Annotated in this window: 19 protein-coding genes and 1 pseudogene; 11 read left to right on the top strand and 9 right to left on the bottom strand. The window is 71.3% G+C overall.

Going from position 1 to position 15,586, the window contains the following annotated elements; genetic code table 11:
* Window positions 1-510: 510 nt before the first annotated feature.
* The 4 genes from ACFWJX_RS14500 (at window position 511) to ACFWJX_RS14485 (ending at window position 2,896) form a co-directional block, all read left to right on the top strand.
* Window positions 511-1,170, top strand: a complete 660-nt coding sequence (locus tag ACFWJX_RS14500) for a UdgX family uracil-DNA binding protein (protein WP_383241722.1) — start codon at window positions 511-513, stop codon at window positions 1,168-1,170.
* 31 nt (window positions 1,171-1,201) lie between these two features.
* On the top strand, window positions 1,202-1,726 hold the full coding sequence (locus tag ACFWJX_RS14495; RefSeq protein WP_383241719.1) for a GNAT family N-acetyltransferase: 525 nt from the start codon (window positions 1,202-1,204) through the stop codon (window positions 1,724-1,726).
* A 113-nt stretch (window positions 1,727-1,839) separates the two neighbouring features.
* A complete protein-coding gene (locus ACFWJX_RS14490) occupies window positions 1,840-2,139 on the top strand; it encodes a DUF4229 domain-containing protein (protein ID WP_383241716.1) in 300 nt (99 codons plus the stop codon).
* Between the two features lie 112 nt (window positions 2,140-2,251).
* On the top strand, window positions 2,252-2,896 hold the full coding sequence (locus ACFWJX_RS14485; protein ID WP_383241713.1) for a TetR/AcrR family transcriptional regulator: 645 nt from the start codon (window positions 2,252-2,254) through the stop codon (window positions 2,894-2,896).
* A 13-nt stretch (window positions 2,897-2,909) separates the two neighbouring features.
* Here the strand turns inward: ACFWJX_RS14485 and ACFWJX_RS14480 are convergent, their stop codons facing one another.
* Window positions 2,910-3,818, bottom strand: coding sequence for a MaoC/PaaZ C-terminal domain-containing protein (locus tag ACFWJX_RS14480; protein ID WP_383241711.1), 909 nt, complete (start codon window positions 3,816-3,818; stop codon window positions 2,910-2,912).
* A 382-nt stretch (window positions 3,819-4,200) separates the two neighbouring features.
* Here ACFWJX_RS14480 and ACFWJX_RS14475 point away from each other — a divergent pair, with 382 nt between their 5' ends.
* Window positions 4,201-6,126 carry an AMP-dependent synthetase/ligase gene (locus ACFWJX_RS14475; protein ID WP_383241708.1) on the top strand — a complete coding sequence of 642 codons (1,926 nt, stop codon included), beginning with the start codon at window positions 4,201-4,203 and terminating at the stop codon, window positions 6,124-6,126.
* Window positions 6,127-6,174: 48 nt separating this feature from the next.
* Window positions 6,175-6,666 carry a hypothetical protein gene (locus ACFWJX_RS14470; RefSeq protein ID WP_383241705.1) on the top strand — a complete coding sequence of 164 codons (492 nt, stop codon included), beginning with the start codon at window positions 6,175-6,177 and terminating at the stop codon, window positions 6,664-6,666.
* On the opposite strand, the gene ACFWJX_RS14465 is transcribed toward ACFWJX_RS14470, so the two are convergent.
* A complete protein-coding gene (locus ACFWJX_RS14465) occupies window positions 6,612-6,893 on the bottom strand; it encodes a DUF397 domain-containing protein (RefSeq protein WP_383241702.1) in 282 nt (93 codons plus the stop codon). The two genes, ACFWJX_RS14470 and ACFWJX_RS14465, sit on opposite strands and share 55 nt — an antisense overlap.
* Window positions 6,890-7,021 (bottom strand): annotated as a pseudogene (locus ACFWJX_RS14460) (transcriptional regulator); the annotation flags it as partial. The pseudogene ACFWJX_RS14460 and the gene ACFWJX_RS14465, both read right to left, overlap by 4 nt.
* Window positions 7,022-7,033: 12 nt before the next feature.
* Here ACFWJX_RS14460 and ACFWJX_RS14455 point away from each other — a divergent pair.
* Both ACFWJX_RS14455 and ACFWJX_RS14450 read left to right on the top strand, forming a co-directional pair.
* On the top strand, window positions 7,034-7,456 hold the full coding sequence (locus ACFWJX_RS14455) for an ATP-binding protein (protein WP_383241912.1): 423 nt from the start codon (window positions 7,034-7,036) through the stop codon (window positions 7,454-7,456).
* An 18-nt stretch (window positions 7,457-7,474) separates the two neighbouring features.
* Entirely contained in the window at window positions 7,475-8,026 is a 552-nt protein-coding gene (locus ACFWJX_RS14450) for a DUF6817 domain-containing protein (RefSeq protein ID WP_383241700.1), read from the top strand.
* Window positions 8,027-8,092: 66 nt separating this feature from the next.
* On the opposite strand, the gene ACFWJX_RS14445 is transcribed toward ACFWJX_RS14450, so the two are convergent.
* The 5 genes from ACFWJX_RS14445 to ACFWJX_RS14425 form a co-directional block, all read right to left on the bottom strand.
* Window positions 8,093-9,343: a hypothetical protein gene (locus ACFWJX_RS14445; protein ID WP_383241697.1), complete on the bottom strand. Its 1,251-nt coding sequence runs from the start codon at window positions 9,341-9,343 to the stop codon at window positions 8,093-8,095.
* Between the two features lie 330 nt (window positions 9,344-9,673).
* Window positions 9,674-10,318 (bottom strand): class I SAM-dependent DNA methyltransferase, encoded by a 645-nt coding sequence (locus tag ACFWJX_RS14440; protein ID WP_383241694.1) that lies wholly within the window; start codon window positions 10,316-10,318, stop codon window positions 9,674-9,676.
* A gap of 35 nt (window positions 10,319-10,353) precedes the next feature.
* Window positions 10,354-10,632, bottom strand: coding sequence for a hypothetical protein (locus ACFWJX_RS14435; protein WP_383241692.1), 279 nt, complete (start codon window positions 10,630-10,632; stop codon window positions 10,354-10,356).
* Between the two features lie 68 nt (window positions 10,633-10,700).
* Entirely contained in the window at window positions 10,701-11,015 is a 315-nt protein-coding gene (locus ACFWJX_RS14430) for an AzlD domain-containing protein (RefSeq protein ID WP_383241689.1), read from the bottom strand.
* Window positions 11,012-11,707: an AzlC family ABC transporter permease gene (locus ACFWJX_RS14425; protein WP_383241686.1), complete on the bottom strand. Its 696-nt coding sequence runs from the start codon at window positions 11,705-11,707 to the stop codon at window positions 11,012-11,014. The genes ACFWJX_RS14430 and ACFWJX_RS14425 overlap by 4 nt, the downstream gene beginning before the upstream one ends.
* 68 nt (window positions 11,708-11,775) lie before the next feature.
* Here ACFWJX_RS14425 and ACFWJX_RS14420 point away from each other — a divergent pair, with 68 nt between their 5' ends.
* Window positions 11,776-12,351, top strand: a complete 576-nt coding sequence (locus tag ACFWJX_RS14420) for a helix-turn-helix domain-containing protein (RefSeq protein WP_383241683.1) — start codon at window positions 11,776-11,778, stop codon at window positions 12,349-12,351.
* A gap of 109 nt (window positions 12,352-12,460) precedes the next feature.
* Here ACFWJX_RS14420 and ACFWJX_RS14415 read toward each other — a convergent pair whose 3' ends face one another.
* Window positions 12,461-12,664, bottom strand: coding sequence for a cold-shock protein (locus tag ACFWJX_RS14415; RefSeq protein WP_073499902.1), 204 nt, complete (start codon window positions 12,662-12,664; stop codon window positions 12,461-12,463).
* Between the two features lie 322 nt (window positions 12,665-12,986).
* Here ACFWJX_RS14415 and ACFWJX_RS14410 point away from each other — a divergent pair, with 322 nt between their 5' ends.
* Together ACFWJX_RS14410 and ACFWJX_RS14405 are read left to right on the top strand one after the other, a co-directional pair.
* Window positions 12,987-13,835, top strand: coding sequence for a menaquinone biosynthetic enzyme MqnA/MqnD family protein (locus ACFWJX_RS14410; RefSeq protein ID WP_383241680.1), 849 nt, complete (start codon window positions 12,987-12,989; stop codon window positions 13,833-13,835).
* 73 nt (window positions 13,836-13,908) lie between these two features.
* Complete coding sequence (locus tag ACFWJX_RS14405) at window positions 13,909-15,582, top strand: serine/threonine-protein kinase (protein ID WP_383241675.1); 1,674 nt, start codon at window positions 13,909-13,911, stop codon at window positions 15,580-15,582.
* Window positions 15,583-15,586 lie beyond the last annotated feature (4 nt).

The raw sequence follows: 15,586 nt of genomic DNA, 5'->3' as shown, positions 1-15,586 counted from the left end.
CGGGGACCGGACCCGAGACAGGGTTGGGCACCACCCACCCAGGGGCGGGGACTGTACCGATCTGCGGCTCCGCCGCAGGGCCGGGCCCGCCCCCGAGGCCATTCCCCGCCCGGCGGGGGCCTGCCTGGATACACGGGCTAGCCCGTCCCACCCGGGGCCCGGGGCTCTATCGATCTGCGGCTCCGCCGCGCGCGACCGGCCCTCGGCCGCCTGCGCTCGACGTCGTGCGCCGCCCGGCGGGGCTGCGCGGAAACACGGGTTGTGAGGTCCCGCCCAAGGGGCGCGGGGCTGTATCGATCTGCGGCTCCGCCGCGCGCGACCGGCCCTCGGCCGCCGGCGCTCGACGTCATGCGCCGCCCGGCGGGGCTGCGCGGAAACACGGGTTGTGAGGTCCCGCCCAAGGGGCGCGGGGCTGTATCGATCTGCGGCTCCGCCGCGTGGGCTCGACCCGCCCCCACCGGCCCGGATCCGAGACCGTTCAGCCCCCACGCGCGTGGGTACCCGGCGCCCGTGACCTCCCGTACGACCCCCGCCCCCGAGGACCAGTACACCGCCGCCCCCTTCGTCCCCGAAGGGAACGTCACCCTCCTCGCGCTGCGTGAAGCCGCCGCCGCCTGCCAGGGCTGCCCCCTGCACAGGAACGCCACCCAGACGGTGTTCGGCGTCGGCAAGGCCACCGCCAGGGTCATGCTCGTCGGAGAACAACCCGGCGACCAGGAAGACCGCCAGGGCAAACCCTTCGTGGGCCCGGCCGGCAAGCTCCTCGACCGCGCGCTCGAGGAGGCCGGTCTCGACCCCGCCGACGCCTACGTCACGAACGCGGTCAAGCACTTCAAGTTCACCCAGTCAGAACCCCGCAAGCGCCGGATCCACAAGGCCCCCACCCTCCGTGAGATGACCGCCTGCGCCCCCTGGCTGGCAGCCGAGCTGACCGTCGTCGAGCCGGAGCTGATCGTGATCCTGGGCGCCACCGCGGGCAAGGCACTGCTCGGCTCCTCCTTCAAGGTCACCGAGGTACGGGGGACGGTCCTGGAGAGGGAGATCCACGGCCACCCCGAACGTCTGGTCCCCACGGTCCACCCGTCCTCGGTACTCCGCTCCGACGACCGCGAGACCGCCTACCAGGGCCTGGTGGGAGACCTGAAAGTAGCGGCACGGGTCCTGTCGTAAAGGACATTAGGGTAAGGATTACAATCCCCACGTGTCCCTTACCTTCTCACTCGACCCCGCCGTCACCCCCGACCTGCGCGACGGCATCCTGGACCTCTGGACGGACGTCTCCAACGCGGGCGGAGCCGTGGGCTTCGTGCCGCCGGTGACCCGCGAGGTCGTCCGCCCGGAACTGGTCCGCCACCTGGTGCAGATGGCCGAGGGCCGCACGCACCTGCTCATAGGCCAGGACGAGACCGGCGAGGTGGCCGCGACCGCGTTCCTCACCTTCAACACGCACCGCCTGATGACCCACTGGCTGTGGCTGTACACGGTGATGGTGCACCCCCGCCACCAGGGCAAGGGCTACGGCCGCGACCTGCTCACCGCCGCCGCGGACGCGGCCCGCACCTTCGACGGCATAGACGCGATACGGCTCACCTGCCGAGGCGGCCTGGGCCTGGAACGCTTCTACGCGTCCTGCGGATACAAGGAGGTCGGCCGGGTGCCGGACGCCATCAGGGTGGCCCCGGGCGACGACCGTGACGACATCACGATGCTGCTGCCCCTGGCCTGAGGCCTCGCCCCGCCCCCGCTGCAAGATCCGGATCCGGGCGTGCTTCACTGGACGGTGCCCCTTTGGGACCCTTCGGGACCTTCGGACCGTACGAGACGGAAGAACGGATTGAGATGCTCCGCTACACGCTGATGCGCCTCGGTGTCTTCGTAGGCTGCCTCGCGGCCGTCTGGGGACTCGTCCACTTCGGTGTCTTCCCGCGTGGCCTGGGCGACTCCAACGGCATGTGGATCGTCCTGCTGTCGCTGGTGCTCTCCGCTCCGATCAGCTTCGTCCTGCTGCGCAAGGAGCGCGACCGCGCCTCGGAGACGGTCGTGCGGCGCGTGGACCGGATGAAGGCGGGCCTGGAGTCCAGCCGCTCGCAGGAGGACGAGGCGGTCGACTCCGCCCACGCCCAGGGACAGCCCTCGTAAGCGAGTGCCGAGGTAAGCGGGGTCAGGTAAGCGGGGTCAGGTAAGCGAGGCCACCGTGAGCCAGGACTTCGCAGGGGAGTTCGACCCCGTCGGCCGCAACTAGTCTTTCCCCATGGGTGCCGTGAAGACCAAGCGGATGCCGCGTGCGGTCCGTGAGCAGCAGATGCTGGACGCCGCCGTGGAGACTTTCGGGCGGCGCGGGTACATGGCCGCGTCGATGGACGAGATCGCCGAACTGGCGGGCGTGTCCAAGCCGTTGGTCTATCTCTACCTGAACTCCAAGGAAGACCTGTTCACCGCCTGCATCCGGCGTGAGGCGGAGGCGCTCGTCGGGGCGGTGCGCGCGGGCGTGGACACCGGACTGCCGGCCGACCGCCAACTCTGGGACGGCCTGCTGGCGTTCTTCGCGCACACCGGCCGCCATCCGCACGCCTGGTCCGTCCTGCACATCCAGGCCCGCACCCACGGCGAGACCTTCGCCGCCGAGGCCGCGGCGATGCGCGCGGAGATCGTGGCGTTCGTGACCCAGCTGATCGTGATCGCCGCCCGTGAGGCACACCGTGACCCGGACCTCCCCGAACGGGAGGTGGCGGGCCTGGCCGAGGCCCTGGTGGGCGCCGCCGAGTCCCTGGCCGCCTGGGCGAACACCGCCGAGTCGGTCACCCCCCGCCAGGCGGCGGCGACGCTGATGAACTTCGCCTGGGCCGGCCTCGGCAATCTCATGACCGGTCACCCCTGGTCCCCGCCGGAGTCCTGAACCGGGCGTTCGGTCAGGCCGGCGTCACCGCCTCCACCCGTCCCCTCACATGCACCCGCTCCTCCCCGTCGCCCCCCGCCCCCCGCAGCTCGAACCGCCCTCCCTCCGCCGCGAAGGCCACCGTCCCCGGCAGCAGGACGGGCGCCCGGAAGTCGACGTGGACGTGTGCCGCGGCCGGTGTCCCGTGGGCGGCGAGGCAGCGGGCCGCGGTCCACATGCCGTGGGCGATGGCGCGGGGGAAGCCGAAGAGGCGGGCGGTGAGCGGGGAGAGGTGGATCGGGTTGCGGTCCCCGGAGACGGCCCCGTACCGCCGCCCCACATCCGCACCGAGCCGCCACTCACCCACCACGGGAAGGGAGGGCCCGGCCACGGTACGGGAAGGCCCGGCCACCGGAAGCGGCGGTTCCACGCTCTCCGGAAGCGGATCGGGCCCCTGCCCACCCGTACGGTGCCGAGCCAGGTACGTGCTCTCCGACTCCCACACCACCTCCCCGGCCTCCCGCAGCTCGGTCACGACGACGGCCTCCGTGCCGCGCCGGTGCGGGGCCAACCGGTCGACGTGCACGGCGAGTTCGTACGTCGTCCCGGTGGCCGGGAGGGGTCGGTGCCGGGACAGTGCGATCGAGGTGTGGACCAGGCCGAGCAGTGGGAGGGGGAACGCGCGGCCGCTCATGATGCGCATGGCCAGCGGGAAGCCGAGGACGTGCGGGTAGGTGATCGGCAGGGCGTCCTCGCCGGTGGGGAAGCCGCAGACCCGCTCGTAGGCGGCGAGCCGGGCGAGGTCGACACGCAGGCCGGGCAGGACGAGCCGGTCGCCGGAGAAGGAGGCGCCGGGCCGGGGCCGTTTGAAGGGCGACCGGAGCGCACCGAGGGCGAGCAGCGGGCCGAGGGCGGGGGGTGCGGTCAGGGGCGGGTTCGTCACCGTGTCCGCCCCTCGCTGCCGAGACGCGTGTTTCGGTCGGCCATGTCCATCTTTCCCGCCCTCTCGCCTGCCCTCTGCGAAGTCATTACTCTGGAGTAAGGTTACCGCCGGTAAATCCACCGGCAAGCCCACTCGGCAACCCCGCGAAACACCTCGCCACCAGCGAACCTGAGGGTCACTCACATACCCCTGGAGGCTGCACATCCCCGGCCCATGAGCACCTCCGAACCCGCACAAGCCCCACACGTCAGCCCCGTACGATCCCCATCCTGACCGGGGGTAACCCCTTTCTGCGGTTCCGTCCCGGTTGAACGCCTCGACGCGCGAGGCACGTACTTCATGCAGCAAGCAGTTCGATCGCTGCACGCCCAGGGAGCCGCCCGTGTCCACCCCGTATTCATCCTCCACGCCGGCCTTCGCCGGCTACGACGCTCCCCCCGCCCTCGTGGAACCCGAGACCCGCAGGCTGGACGGCGCCGTACGGGAGGCGTCAATGCCGGTGTTCGCGCGTCCCATGACGTACGGCTCGCTCGCGGAGCTGCCGTTCGACAACGCGGGGGCGGCCCCCGACGCCGTGGTCCTCAGCCGCAGGGACGCGGAGGGCCGGTGGGCGGACGTGACGGCACAGCAGTTCGCCGCCGAAGTCCTCGCGGTGGCCAAGGGGTTGATCGGGGAAGGGCTCGCGCCGGGCGACCGGATCGCCATCATGGCCCGTACGACCTACGAGTGGACGCTGCTCGACTTCGCCGCCTGGGCGGCCGGACTGGTCACCGTCCCCGTCTACCCGACCTCCTCCGTCTTCCAGACCCGGTGGATCCTCCAGGACTCGGGCGCGGTCGCCCTCGTCACCGAGACGCTCGGGCAGGCGGCGGCCATCGGCCCCGAACGCGACCGGCTGCCCGACCTGCATCACATCTGGGTGATCGAGAAAGGCCATGTGGACCGCCTCGCCGAACTGGGCGAGCAGCACGTCCCGGAGTCCGAAGTCGAGGTCCGTCGGGGCATGTTGGTCCCGGACACCCTCGCCACCCTCATCTACACGTCGGGCACCACCGGCCGCCCCAAAGGCTGCGCGCTCACGCACGGGAACTTCTTCGCCGAGATCGACAACGCGATCGAGCTGCTCTACCCGGTCTTCAAGTCGTCCACCGACGACCTCTCCGTGCTCCTCTTCCTCCCCATGTCCCATGTCTTCGGCCGGATGGTCGCCATCGCCTGCATCCGCGCCCGCGTCCGCCTCGGCCACGCCCCCAGCCTCAAGGCCGACCAACTCCTCCCGGATCTGGCGGCGTTCAGACCCACCTGCCTGCTCGCCATCCCGTACATGCTGGAGAAGATCTTCAACACGGCCCGTGCGAAGGCGGAGACGGGCGGCCGGGTGTCCACCTTCGACCGGGCGGTGAACACGGCCATCCGCTACGGCGAGGCCGTCGAGGCCCACAACGCCGGCACCGGAAGCGGCCCCGGCGCCACCCTCCGCGCGGCCCGCGCCCTCTACGACCCGCTGGTCTACCGCCGCATCCGCAACGCCATGGGCGGCCGGGTCCGGCACGCCATCTGCGGCGGCTCCCCGCTGGGCCGCCGCCTCGCCGCGTTCTACGCCGGCGCGGGCATCGAGATCTACGAGGGCTACGGCCTCACCGAGACCACCGGCGCCTCGACCGTCACCCCGCCCATGAAGCCCCGCCTGGGCACGGTCGGCTGGCCGCTGCCCGGCACGAAGATCCGCATAGCGACCGACGGCGAGATACTCATCGCCGGTGACCACGTCCTGCGCGGCTACTGGGACCCGGCCGCCGGCGGAGTCGTCCCCGCCGCCCCCGACGGCTGGCTCGCCACCGGCGACATAGGCGAACTCGACGACGAGGGCTACCTCACGATCACCGGCCGCAAGAAGGAGCTGATCATCACCTCCGGCGGCAAGAGCGTCGCCCCAGCCCCGCTGGAGAACTGGCTGCGCTCGCACCCCCTGATCTCCCAGGCCATGGTCCTCGGCGACGGCCGCCCCTACGTCTCCGCCCTGCTCACCCTCGACCGCGACGGCCTCACCCACTGGCGCCAGATGAACGGCAAGCACCCCGTCCCGGTCGAACTCCTCCTCGACGACGACGATTTGCACGACGTCCTCCAGCGCGCGATCGACGAGGCCAACAAGCTCGTCTCCCGCCCCGAGTCGATCCGCCGGTTCACCATCCTGCCCCGCGACTTCACCGAGGCGGAGGGCCACCTCACCCCCTCCATGAAACTCCGTCGGGAAGCGATCCTGCGCGACTTCGCCGACGAGGCGGAGGGGCTGTACCGGCAGTAGACGGTTCCGTAGTAAACGGTTCGCGGAACAGGTCCACGGCCAGGGAGGATGCCGCCCGTGAACGCCATCGAGTTCTTCCACTACCCCTGGGCCGACAGCCCGACCTGCCCGGACTACCTGGTGTGGGGAATCAGGGTCGACGGGACGGACCTGCGCACGCTCGTCGGCGAGGCGACCTACCCGCTGTGGCGGGCCGAACTGGCGGGAGAGTTCGACGACGAGGCCGAGGACGAGAAGGAGACCGCCGAGCAGGTCCGCGCCCAGCACGACGGACTCGGCGTCCCCGAGTTCGAGGACCACTTCCGCACCGCCGGGAACACCGTCCCCCTGCTCGGCTGCCCCTGCGGCATCTGGGGCTGCTGGCCCCTCATGGCCAAGATCACCATCACCCCCACGACGGTCACCTGGTCCACCTTCCGCCAGCCGTACCGGGAGGAGGAATGGGGGGAACTCGCGATGGGCCCCTACGAGTTCCCCCGAGACGCCTACGAGACCGCGGTGGGCGCTCCGCCGGTGCTGGGGGAGGATCCGCTGCCGTAGGGGAGGAAGTGCGCCCAGGCGGCGGGGGAGAGGCCCAGGGTGGGACCGGTGGGGTTCTTGGAGTCACGGACGTGGATGGTGTGGGGGCAGGCGGCTACTTCCAGGCATTCGCCGCCTCCGCCGCTGCTGTGGGGCGACTTGCGCCAGGTGTAGGCGGCTTCGACGCAATCCCCGCCTTCGCCGTCGCTGTAGCTGGACTTGAACCAGGTGAGGTTCCCGCTGCTCATAGCTCCTCCAGCTTCTTCTCGATCAACGTGCGGGTTTCTCTGGGCGAGAGAGCCATCGCTCGCATGATCCCATAGCGTTCGGCGATCTTCCGGACCTCCTCCGGGTCCGTGATCAGCCTCGGGTAGCCCGCTCCACCCAGATCTCCACCCCCCTCGGGGAACTGACCCTCCGCCTCAGCTCCACGCCGAGGGGTGCCCGGCTGGCCCGACGGATGACGGCGCAGCAGCTCGACGCCTGGGGACACCCGCACGACGGGGACGCCAACGACACCGCGCAGCACGTCGTCGCGGAGCCGGCCGCGAACGCCGTCACGCACGGCCGGGTGCCGGGACGGGACTTCGAGCTACGGCTGCTGCTGCTCCCGGAGGGCACGCTGCGTGTCGAGGTGAGTGACACGCGCGGCGACCGGAAGCTGCGGATCGTGACGGACCCGGACGCGGAGGGTGGCCGGGGCCTGGTGCTGGTCGCCGTACTCGCGAGAACGTGGGGCGTCGACGAGCGTGACGTGGGCAAGACGGTCTGGGCCGAGGTTCCGCTCACGGCACGGGGGAAACGCTTGTGAGGGAAGGGACACTTCGCCATGGAGGAAGAAGACGCGCTCGACCGGGCCGAGGCGCTGCTGCGTGAGCTGGGCGCGGGGACGCTGGCCCACCCCGGCGGCACCCTCCTCGCCCATCTGCTCCGCGTACGGTCCCGGCTCGCCGGCTGGGGTGCGCGCCCCGCCCTCCGGCTCGCCGGCCTCTGCCACGCTTTCTACGGCACCGACGGCTTCCCCTCGGCCCTGCTCCCGCTGGACCGCCGCGGTGAACTCGTCGCGGCGATCGGCGAGGAGGCGGAGGCGATCGTGTACTTCTACGCGAGCTGCGACCGGGAAGCGTCCTATCCGATGCTGGCCGGATCCGATCCGCGCTTCCAGGACCGCTTCACCGGCACCCGCCGAATCCCCGCGCCTTGCCTGCTCCGTGACTTCGCCGACCTCACCGCGGCCAACGAACTCGACCTCGCCGACCTGGACCCCGCCTTCCGCGAGCGGTGGGGGCCCGGTCTGCTCGCCCTGTTCACCCGCTTTCGGCCGCTGCTGAGCGGGGCCGCCTGGGACGACTGCCGCAGAACGCTCGACTCCGCCGCGTAGGCGGTGAGGGCCTCCGGATGCGGCGCGGTGACGGGGTCGCCGGCGACAGGCATGTGTGCCGGCGTCTCAGCCTTCCTTGTCGGGTTCCTCGTCGTCCCCGCGCCGACGGAGCACTCGCTCGGCGATCCCGCTGGAGAGCTTGCCCGTCACCGATCTGGCGCGGCCGAGGGTCTCGTTGCCGAGGCGCCTGGCGGCATTGACGCCTTCTGCGCCCGTCTCGAGCACCCTGTCCCTCGCATCCACGGCGGCTTCCGCCCATCGTCTCGCGTCCAATGACTGTCGGCCGCGCTCGATCCCGAGCCGCCCGTGGAAGTCGACGACGGCGATCGCGACATGGTTGCTCGAATGCACCACAGCCGGGGATGCGGTCGGGTGGAGCAGCACCTTCGTGTTGGCCGTGCCGACAGCCGCGTCCACGTGGGCCATCAGACGCTCGGTGCTCCGCGAGATGAGTTCCATCCGGTTCTGCCGGGCAACCCGAAGCGCGAGACGATGCCGGTCCAGCTCATCCGGAGACGCGTCCAGCACGCGGTCGAGTTCGAGCACGGCGACCGCGTCGTGCAGTTGGAAGCAACGAGCCAGAACGGCGAGCCACTCCCGAACGGTGGACTCCGCGTCCCTGGACGCCTTGGCGAGATCACCGATCTTGGACTTGCGCTCCATCTTCTCGGCGAGCGCGTCGAGTTGGCGCAACGCGTAGACCTGGGTCCGTGCGATCGTCATCGACGTGTTCTGCACCTTCGACCACGTGATCCCGGAGACCCGACCCACCTGCTCCCGGACGGTCATGGCCTCCTCGATGACGAGGCCCGCTCCGATCATGTCCGCCAACACCGCGTCCTTCTGGGCGCGGAGCACGTCGTCGACCTTCGCGTCGATCGCGGCGAGATAGTCGGTGATCTCGTCCATGGTCTGCTGCATCGCAAGCTGCGCCATGAGCCCGGCGACACCGGACAGCCGCTCCGGACTGGTCAGAAACGATCCGGGTGTCCTCGCCACTTCGAGGAGTCCCTTGATCTTGCCGTTCTTCGTCAACACGGCACGGCTGACGCCCGCATGCGAACCCTTCATCAGGTCGTACTTCTTGAGAGCCTGCGCGGACTGCTCGGTCAGCTTCACCCAGCGGCCCGAGTCGGCAGCGATCTCGGAACCTGTCTGCGCGGCTCCAGCCACGGCACCGAGGACCGATCGGAGCCTTGGCAGTCCGAGGTCCTTCGACGGCAGTCCTTCGGAGACGAGGAAGCGTTCGACGGCCGGCGGACTTCCGATGACCGCCAGGCCGTCGCCGTCGCTGATCAGCTGAATGTCGTCATCCATCGTCGGCTCCTGGAGTGGCTCTTCGCAGTTGAGGGCGTCGGCGGTGGCCGGGTAGGCGGCGAGGTCTTCCGGTGATGGAAGTTCTCACACTGCCCATCTGGAAGACCTCGACGGGCCTGACGCTACCTTCGTCCGCCCTGACCTGACCAACGTTCTGTCGCCTCGACGAGCGTCGCGCAGGCCCCGACTCCACAGAACCGGAACTGGTACCGACCCTCACCGCGCCCACGACGGGACCCCCGCCCCCGTGCCCCGCCCCGCCGGCGGTCTCCTCGTCACGGTCCGGCTTCCCGGCCCGCCTGTCCCCTGGCGGGGCCCACCGGACAACCCTCAGGCGCGGGCCACCAGGTACGCCTGCGGCACCTTCTCGTCGAGTTCGGGCTCCGGTGCGCGGACCGTTCGGGAACGTACGGAGAAACCGGCTTCGGCAAGCAGCTCGGCCATCCGCTCCGGTGTGCGGCGGTGGAAGTCCAGGGACACCGGGTGACCCCACGGCCGGTCGTGGTGCTTGGGCTCGTCGCCGACCTGGAAGGCGAGGAGGGCGTGGCCGCCGGGCTTCAGGACACGCCGGAACTCGGCGAAGAGGTGGGGGAGTCGGTCCGCCGGCGTGTGGATGGACGAGTACCAGGAGACGACCCCGTCCAGCGATCCGTCCTCGTGCCGCAGCTCCAGCATCGAACCCCGCTCGAACCGGAGCCCAGGATTCTCCCGCCGCGCCACCGCCAGCATCGAGTCCGACAGGTCCAGCCCGGACATGGACAGCCCCAGCGACGCGAGATGCCCGGTCACCCGCCCCGGCCCGCACCCGAGATCGGCCACCTTCCCGCCCGCGCCGACGAGTTCGGCGTACAGCGTGAACACGGCACGGTCCCAGGGGAGCTTCTCGTGCAGGTCACGGAACCGGTCGGCGTAGTCCTCGGCGACGGCGTCGTAGAAGGTGCGGGTGGCGGTGAGGAAATCGGAGGCTTCGGTCATGCGCGGGACCGTAGCCGGTACCACTGACAGCCCTCCTACTCCGGGGGTTCGCCCGCCTCCCGGGGCGTCTCCCCGGCCTTCTCTGCCTTCCCGCGCTCGCGCGCGACGCCCGCACCCGCATCGGCTCCCGCGCCGATGGCCACGCCCAGGCCGATGCCGAGGGAGAGTCCGAGTCCGAGGTTGTGGAAGACGGTCAGCCCGAGAGCGACACCGACGGCCGTGCCGATCCCCAGTCCGGCCGCGAGGCCGACCGGCACGGCGGCCGAGGCCCCGGCGCCGTCGGAAGTGCCGCCTGTTTCGTCACCGTTTTCCATGTGATCCCCCGTTTCCCATCCTGTTTCCGTCGCGCCCGGTCAAGTGCGCGCACTCACATTGTCGCGGCTCAACTGACGCCCAACGCCCGCAGCCCCGCCGCCGTCACCGCCGCTCCCAGCACCACCACCGGGAACGGCGCCCGCCGCCACGCCAGGGCCACCGCCACCAGCACCCCCGCCGGACGCGCCCACCCGGCGAAGCCACCGCCCTCGGTCAGGGCGCCGGTCGCCAGCAGCGCGGCCAGCAGCACCACCGCCCCGGCCGACAGCAACTCCCGTACCCGCGCGGGCAGGACGACCCGCCCGTGCAGCGCGGGCCCCACCAGCCGGAACGCGTAGGTCCCCACCGCCAACACCAGGATCACGACGACCGACGCACTCATACGGCGGCTCCCTCACGGCCGTACAGAAACAGCCCGGCGAGTGCCAGCAGGACCGGCACCCCGGCCGGGACGGCGGGCGTCAGCGCCAGGGCCAGGGCGGCGCCGAGTGCCGCGGAACGCCGTAGCCGGGCGTCCTCGCGGAGCGCGGGCAGTACCAGGGCCACCAGAACGGCGGGGAAGGCGGCGTCGAGGCCGTACGCGGCGGTGTCGCCGAGGGCGCCGCCGGCGAGCGCCCCGGCCAGCACACCGAGGTTCCACACGACGAACAGCCCGAGCCCGGAGATCCAGAAGGCCGCCTTGCGGCGAGCGGGGTCCGGCTGGGCCAGCGCGAGGGCGACGGTCTCGTCCGTGACGAGGTGCGCGCCGAGAAGGCGGGTCGCGCGACCGGGTCCCAGCAGGTCGGCGACGGCCAGCCCGAAGGCGGCCGTCCGGGTGTTCAGCAGCAGCCCGGTCGCCGCCGCGGCGAACGGCCCGCCCCCGGCCAACAGCACGCCCACCGCGCTGAACTGCGCCGATCCCGCGTACACCAGCACGGACATCGCCACCGGCACCCATACCGGAAGCCCTCCGGCCACGGAGATCGCCCCGAAGGACACGCCGACCACCCCGCTGGCGAGCCAGACGAGTGAACTGTCGCGGACGAGGGCCCGTTGGACGGCCGATACACGGGGTGTTCGGTTTGGCGAACGCATGTTTTCTACAATGAACAGAGCGACAACTGTTCGTCAAGCCGAACGTCCGTACCGATGGAGCGAACGCCATGTCCGACGCCGCGCCCCCGCAGCCCTCCCGCCTCCCCCTCGACTGGATCGCCGCCTCCCTGCGTCGCGAACGCACCCGAGCCGGGCTGTCCCTCTCCGAGCTGGCGAAGCGCGCCGGCATCGCCAAGTCCACGCTCTCCCAGTTGGAGGGGGCGAGCGGGAACCCGAGCATGGAGACGATCTGGGCGCTCGGCGTGGCTCTGGGCGTCCCGTTCAGCGCGCTGGTGGAGCCCCCGGTCTCCGCCGTACGCGTGATCAGGGCGGGGGAGGGGCCGACGGTCGCCTCGGAGCAGGCGCCGTACGTGGCGACCCTGTTGTCCGCCAGTCCGCCGGGTGCCCGGCGGGACCTGTACCACCTCCGGGCCGAACCGGGCGCGGCCCGCGTCTCGGAGCCGCACATTCCGGGCACGGTCGAGCACCTGATCGTGAGCACCGGGCGGGTGCTGGCGGGGCCGGTCGGGGAGACGGTGGAGCTGGAGCCCGGCGACTACCTGACGTACCGGGGTGATGTGCCCCACTCGTACGAGGCGTTGCTGCCCGGGACGACGTTCGTGCTCGTCATGCAGCACGTGTAGGGGCGGGGACCGTCACGGAAAGGCAGGAGCCCCGTCGCCTTGCGGCGCGGGGCTCCTTGGGTACTGCTCTCAGAGACTTGCGATCTCAGGGTGTGATGCGATCAGGCGATCAGACGGGGGTGACGTTCTCCGCCTGCGGGCCCTTCGGGCCCTGGGTCACGTCGAAGGAGACCGCTTGGTTCTCCTCGAGCGAACGAAAACCCTGCGCGTTGATCGCGGAGTAGTGGACGAAGACGTCGGGGCCGCCGCCCTCTTGGGCGATGAAGCCAAAGCCCTTTTCGGCGTTGAACCACTTCACGGTTCCGGTAGCCATAAGCCCTCCTTGGGCCCAAAGGGTTGCCCTGCTCCAGAACCCTGCAAGCGTGAAAGCAAGTGCCGCACAACTGCATACGTCTGAAAACGTCAAGAGCCTGCGGTTACATGCTCCGCAGGCTCTGTACTGCAAGGGAAACCAAACTGCAACTTGCGGCGAGCCTAGCATGCAGGCACCGGAATGCAATAGAGGTCAAGATCACGTCACCCGGATGTTTGAAGATCCGGAAAAGGGGTTGACGGCGGACCCGTGCGGGGTCGGAGCGAGGTGTGGAGCGGGGGCCGGAGGCCGCACGTCACCGGGCGGGGTCTATCGTCGCGATGTGGACAATTCTCGCACCCGGCCGCGCGTCGGCCACATCCAGTTCCTCAACTGCCTGCCCCTGTACTGGGGGCTCGCGAGAACCGGCACCCTCCTCGACTTCGAGCTGACCAAGGACACCCCGGAGAAGCTCAGCGAGCAGTTGGTGCGGGGGGACCTCGACATCGGGCCCATCACCCTCGTCGAGTTCCTGAGGAACGCCGACGAGCTGGTCGCCTTCCCCGACATCGCCGTCGGCTGCGACGGTCCCGTCATGTCCTGCGTGATCGTCTCCCAGGTGCCGCTGGAGGAACTGGACGGCGCCCGCGTCGCCCTCGGCTCCACCTCACGCACCTCCGTGCGCCTGGCCCAGCTCCTGCTGTCCGACCGCTACGGCGTCCGGCCGCAGTACTACACCTGCCCGCCCGACCTGAGCCTGATGATGCAGGAGGCCGAGGCGGCCGTACTCATCGGCGACGCGGCGCTGCGGGCGAACCTGCTCGACGGCCCCAGGTACGGCCTCCAGGTGCACGACCTCGGCGCGCTCTGGAAGGAGTGGACCGGCCTGCCGTTCGTCTTCGCGGTGTGGGCGGCCCGCCGGGACTACCTGGAGCGCGAGCCGCTCATCACCCGCAAGGTCCACGAGGCCTTCCTCGCCTCCCGCAACCTCTCCCTCGAAGAGGTCACCAAGGTCGCCGAGCAGGCGGCCCGTTGGGAGGCCTTCGACGAGGAGGTCCTGGAGCGGTACTTCACCACGCTGGACTTCCGCTTCGGGCCCGCCCAGTTGGCGGCCGTCACCGAGTTCGCCCGCCGCGTCGGCCCGACGACCGGCTTCCCGGCCGACGTCAAGGTCGACCTTCTGCAGCCGTAACGACGGCACTAGGCTGCTGGCGGGCCTCGGGGCCCACGGGCCCACGGGGGGCTACGGGGGAGGGGTGGACGTCATGCAGCCGCTCGGTGTCGACGAACCCACCGAGGTGGGGCCCTACCGGCTGCTCGGCCGGCTCGGCTCCGGCGGGATGGGCCGCGTCTACCTGGGCCGCAGCGCCGGAGGCCGCACGGTCGCCGTGAAGATCGTGCACCCGCACCTCGCGCTCGACGAGGAGTTCCGTGCCCGCTTCCGGCGCGAGGTCGACGCCGCCCGGCGGGTCGGCGGCGCCTGGACCGCGCCCGTCCTGGACGCCGACCCGACGGCGAACGTCCCCTGGGTCGCCACCGCCTACGCGGCCGGACCCTCGCTGGCCGCGGCGGTCGCGGGCGGCGGCGCACTGCCCGAGCACACCGTACGGGTGCTGGGGGCGGGCCTCGCAGAAGCGCTCGGCACCGTCCACGGACTCGGCCTCGTGCACCGGGACGTCAAGCCGTCCAACGTCCTCCTCACCGTCGACGGGCCCCTGCTCATCGACTTCGGCATCGCCCGCGCGACCGACGGCACCGCGTCCCTCACCTCGACCGGCGTCTCCGTCGGCTCCCCCGGCTACATGGCCCCCGAGCAGATCCTCGGCAAGGGCGCGGGCGGCGCCGCCGACGTCTTCTCCCTCGGCGCGGTACTGGCGTACGCGGCTACCGGCGAACCCCCGTTCCCCGGCGACTCCTCGGCCGCCCTGCTGTACAAGGTCGTCCACGAGCAGCCCGCGCTGGGCCGCCTGGACGGAGACCTGCTGGACCTGGTCACGGCCTGCCTCGCCAAGGACCCCGCCGCCCGGCCCACCCCCGCGGAGGTCGCCCACCGTCTCGCCCCCGAGGGGGCGGCCCGCCTGGTCGCCTCGGGCTGGTTGCCGGGGCGGCTGGTGGAGCAGGTGGGGCGCAGCGCCGTACAGCTGCTGAACCTGGAGGTGACGGGGGCAGGGGCCGGCGCCGGGCCGGTGTCCGGGCCGGTGGGGTTCAGCAGCGCCTCGGTGGGGGAGGCGGAGGGGCCGTCCACGGTGGGGGAGGCACAGGCTCCCGCCACGGTGGGGGAGTTCGGACCGGCACCGGTGATGCCCGCGCCGCGGGACGCCCGGCGGTCCGCGACCGGCGGTGAGCGCCCCGGCAAGCTGTCCCTCTCCCTCGCGGCCGCCGCGACGCCCGGCGAGGGCGGGCGCGGGCGCCGGCTGAGCTGCACCGTGGCCCTCGCGGTCGCGGGCGCGCTGGCGGCGGTGACGGTCGGCTCGGTGTTCGTCCTCGACCTGATGCCGGGTTCGGGCTCCGACGAGAACGACAGCGCCGCGGGCAACGACGCGTCCTCCCAGGCCCCGGCGGCGACCCCGTCCCCCGCCGCGACCGGTGCGGTCCCCGCCGCCTACGTCGGCACCTGGGAAGGCCAGGGCAGCGGCCTGGGCGGTCAGCTCCCGATGGGCACCTTCCGGCTGACGGTGAAACAGGCCGCCGTAGGAACGGAGTTGGGGCGCCTCCGTCAGACCGATGTGCTCGGCGGTGTCTGCCTCGACGTCCTCACCTTGAAGAAGGTGACCCCGAAGGAACTGATCACCACCTCGGTCGGCGCGAAGACCAACCACGGCGGCTGCAACCCGGCCGCCCACACCGTGCGGTTGACGCGGACGGGCGACGATCTGACGTACCGGTCGGAGAGTTCGGCCGAAGGGAATCCGGTCGCGCGGATGTCGCGGGTCGACTAGCGGG

The organism is Streptomyces sp. NPDC058335, from assembly GCF_042723915.1.
Classification (GTDB): domain Bacteria; phylum Actinomycetota; class Actinomycetes; order Streptomycetales; family Streptomycetaceae; genus Streptomyces.
This window is presented reverse-complemented; position numbering and strand designations above follow the sequence as displayed.

Coding starts and splice junctions, on each gene's coding strand:
- ACFWJX_RS14420 (WP_383241683.1), top strand. CDS start 11,776: ATGTCCGACGCCGCGCCCCCGCAGCCCTCCCGCCTCCCCCTCGACTGG.
- ACFWJX_RS14415 (WP_073499902.1), bottom strand. CDS start 12,664: ATGGCTACCGGAACCGTGAAGTGGTTCAACGCCGAAAAGGGCTTTGGC.
- ACFWJX_RS14430 (WP_383241689.1), bottom strand. CDS start 11,015: ATGAGTGCGTCGGTCGTCGTGATCCTGGTGTTGGCGGTGGGGACCTAC.
- ACFWJX_RS14440 (WP_383241694.1), bottom strand. CDS start 10,318: ATGACCGAAGCCTCCGATTTCCTCACCGCCACCCGCACCTTCTACGAC.
- ACFWJX_RS14435 (WP_383241692.1), bottom strand. CDS start 10,632: ATGGAAAACGGTGACGAAACAGGCGGCACTTCCGACGGCGCCGGGGCC.
- ACFWJX_RS14470 (WP_383241705.1), top strand. CDS start 6,175: ATGCCGCCCGTGAACGCCATCGAGTTCTTCCACTACCCCTGGGCCGAC.
- ACFWJX_RS14445 (WP_383241697.1), bottom strand. CDS start 9,343: ATGGATGACGACATTCAGCTGATCAGCGACGGCGACGGCCTGGCGGTC.
- ACFWJX_RS14490 (WP_383241716.1), top strand. CDS start 1,840: ATGCTCCGCTACACGCTGATGCGCCTCGGTGTCTTCGTAGGCTGCCTC.
- ACFWJX_RS14465 (WP_383241702.1), bottom strand. CDS start 6,893: ATGAGCAGCGGGAACCTCACCTGGTTCAAGTCCAGCTACAGCGACGGC.
- ACFWJX_RS14425 (WP_383241686.1), bottom strand. CDS start 11,707: ATGCGTTCGCCAAACCGAACACCCCGTGTATCGGCCGTCCAACGGGCC.
- ACFWJX_RS14405 (WP_383241675.1), top strand. CDS start 13,909: ATGCAGCCGCTCGGTGTCGACGAACCCACCGAGGTGGGGCCCTACCGG.
- ACFWJX_RS14450 (WP_383241700.1), top strand. CDS start 7,475: ATGGAGGAAGAAGACGCGCTCGACCGGGCCGAGGCGCTGCTGCGTGAG.
- ACFWJX_RS14485 (WP_383241713.1), top strand. CDS start 2,252: ATGGGTGCCGTGAAGACCAAGCGGATGCCGCGTGCGGTCCGTGAGCAG.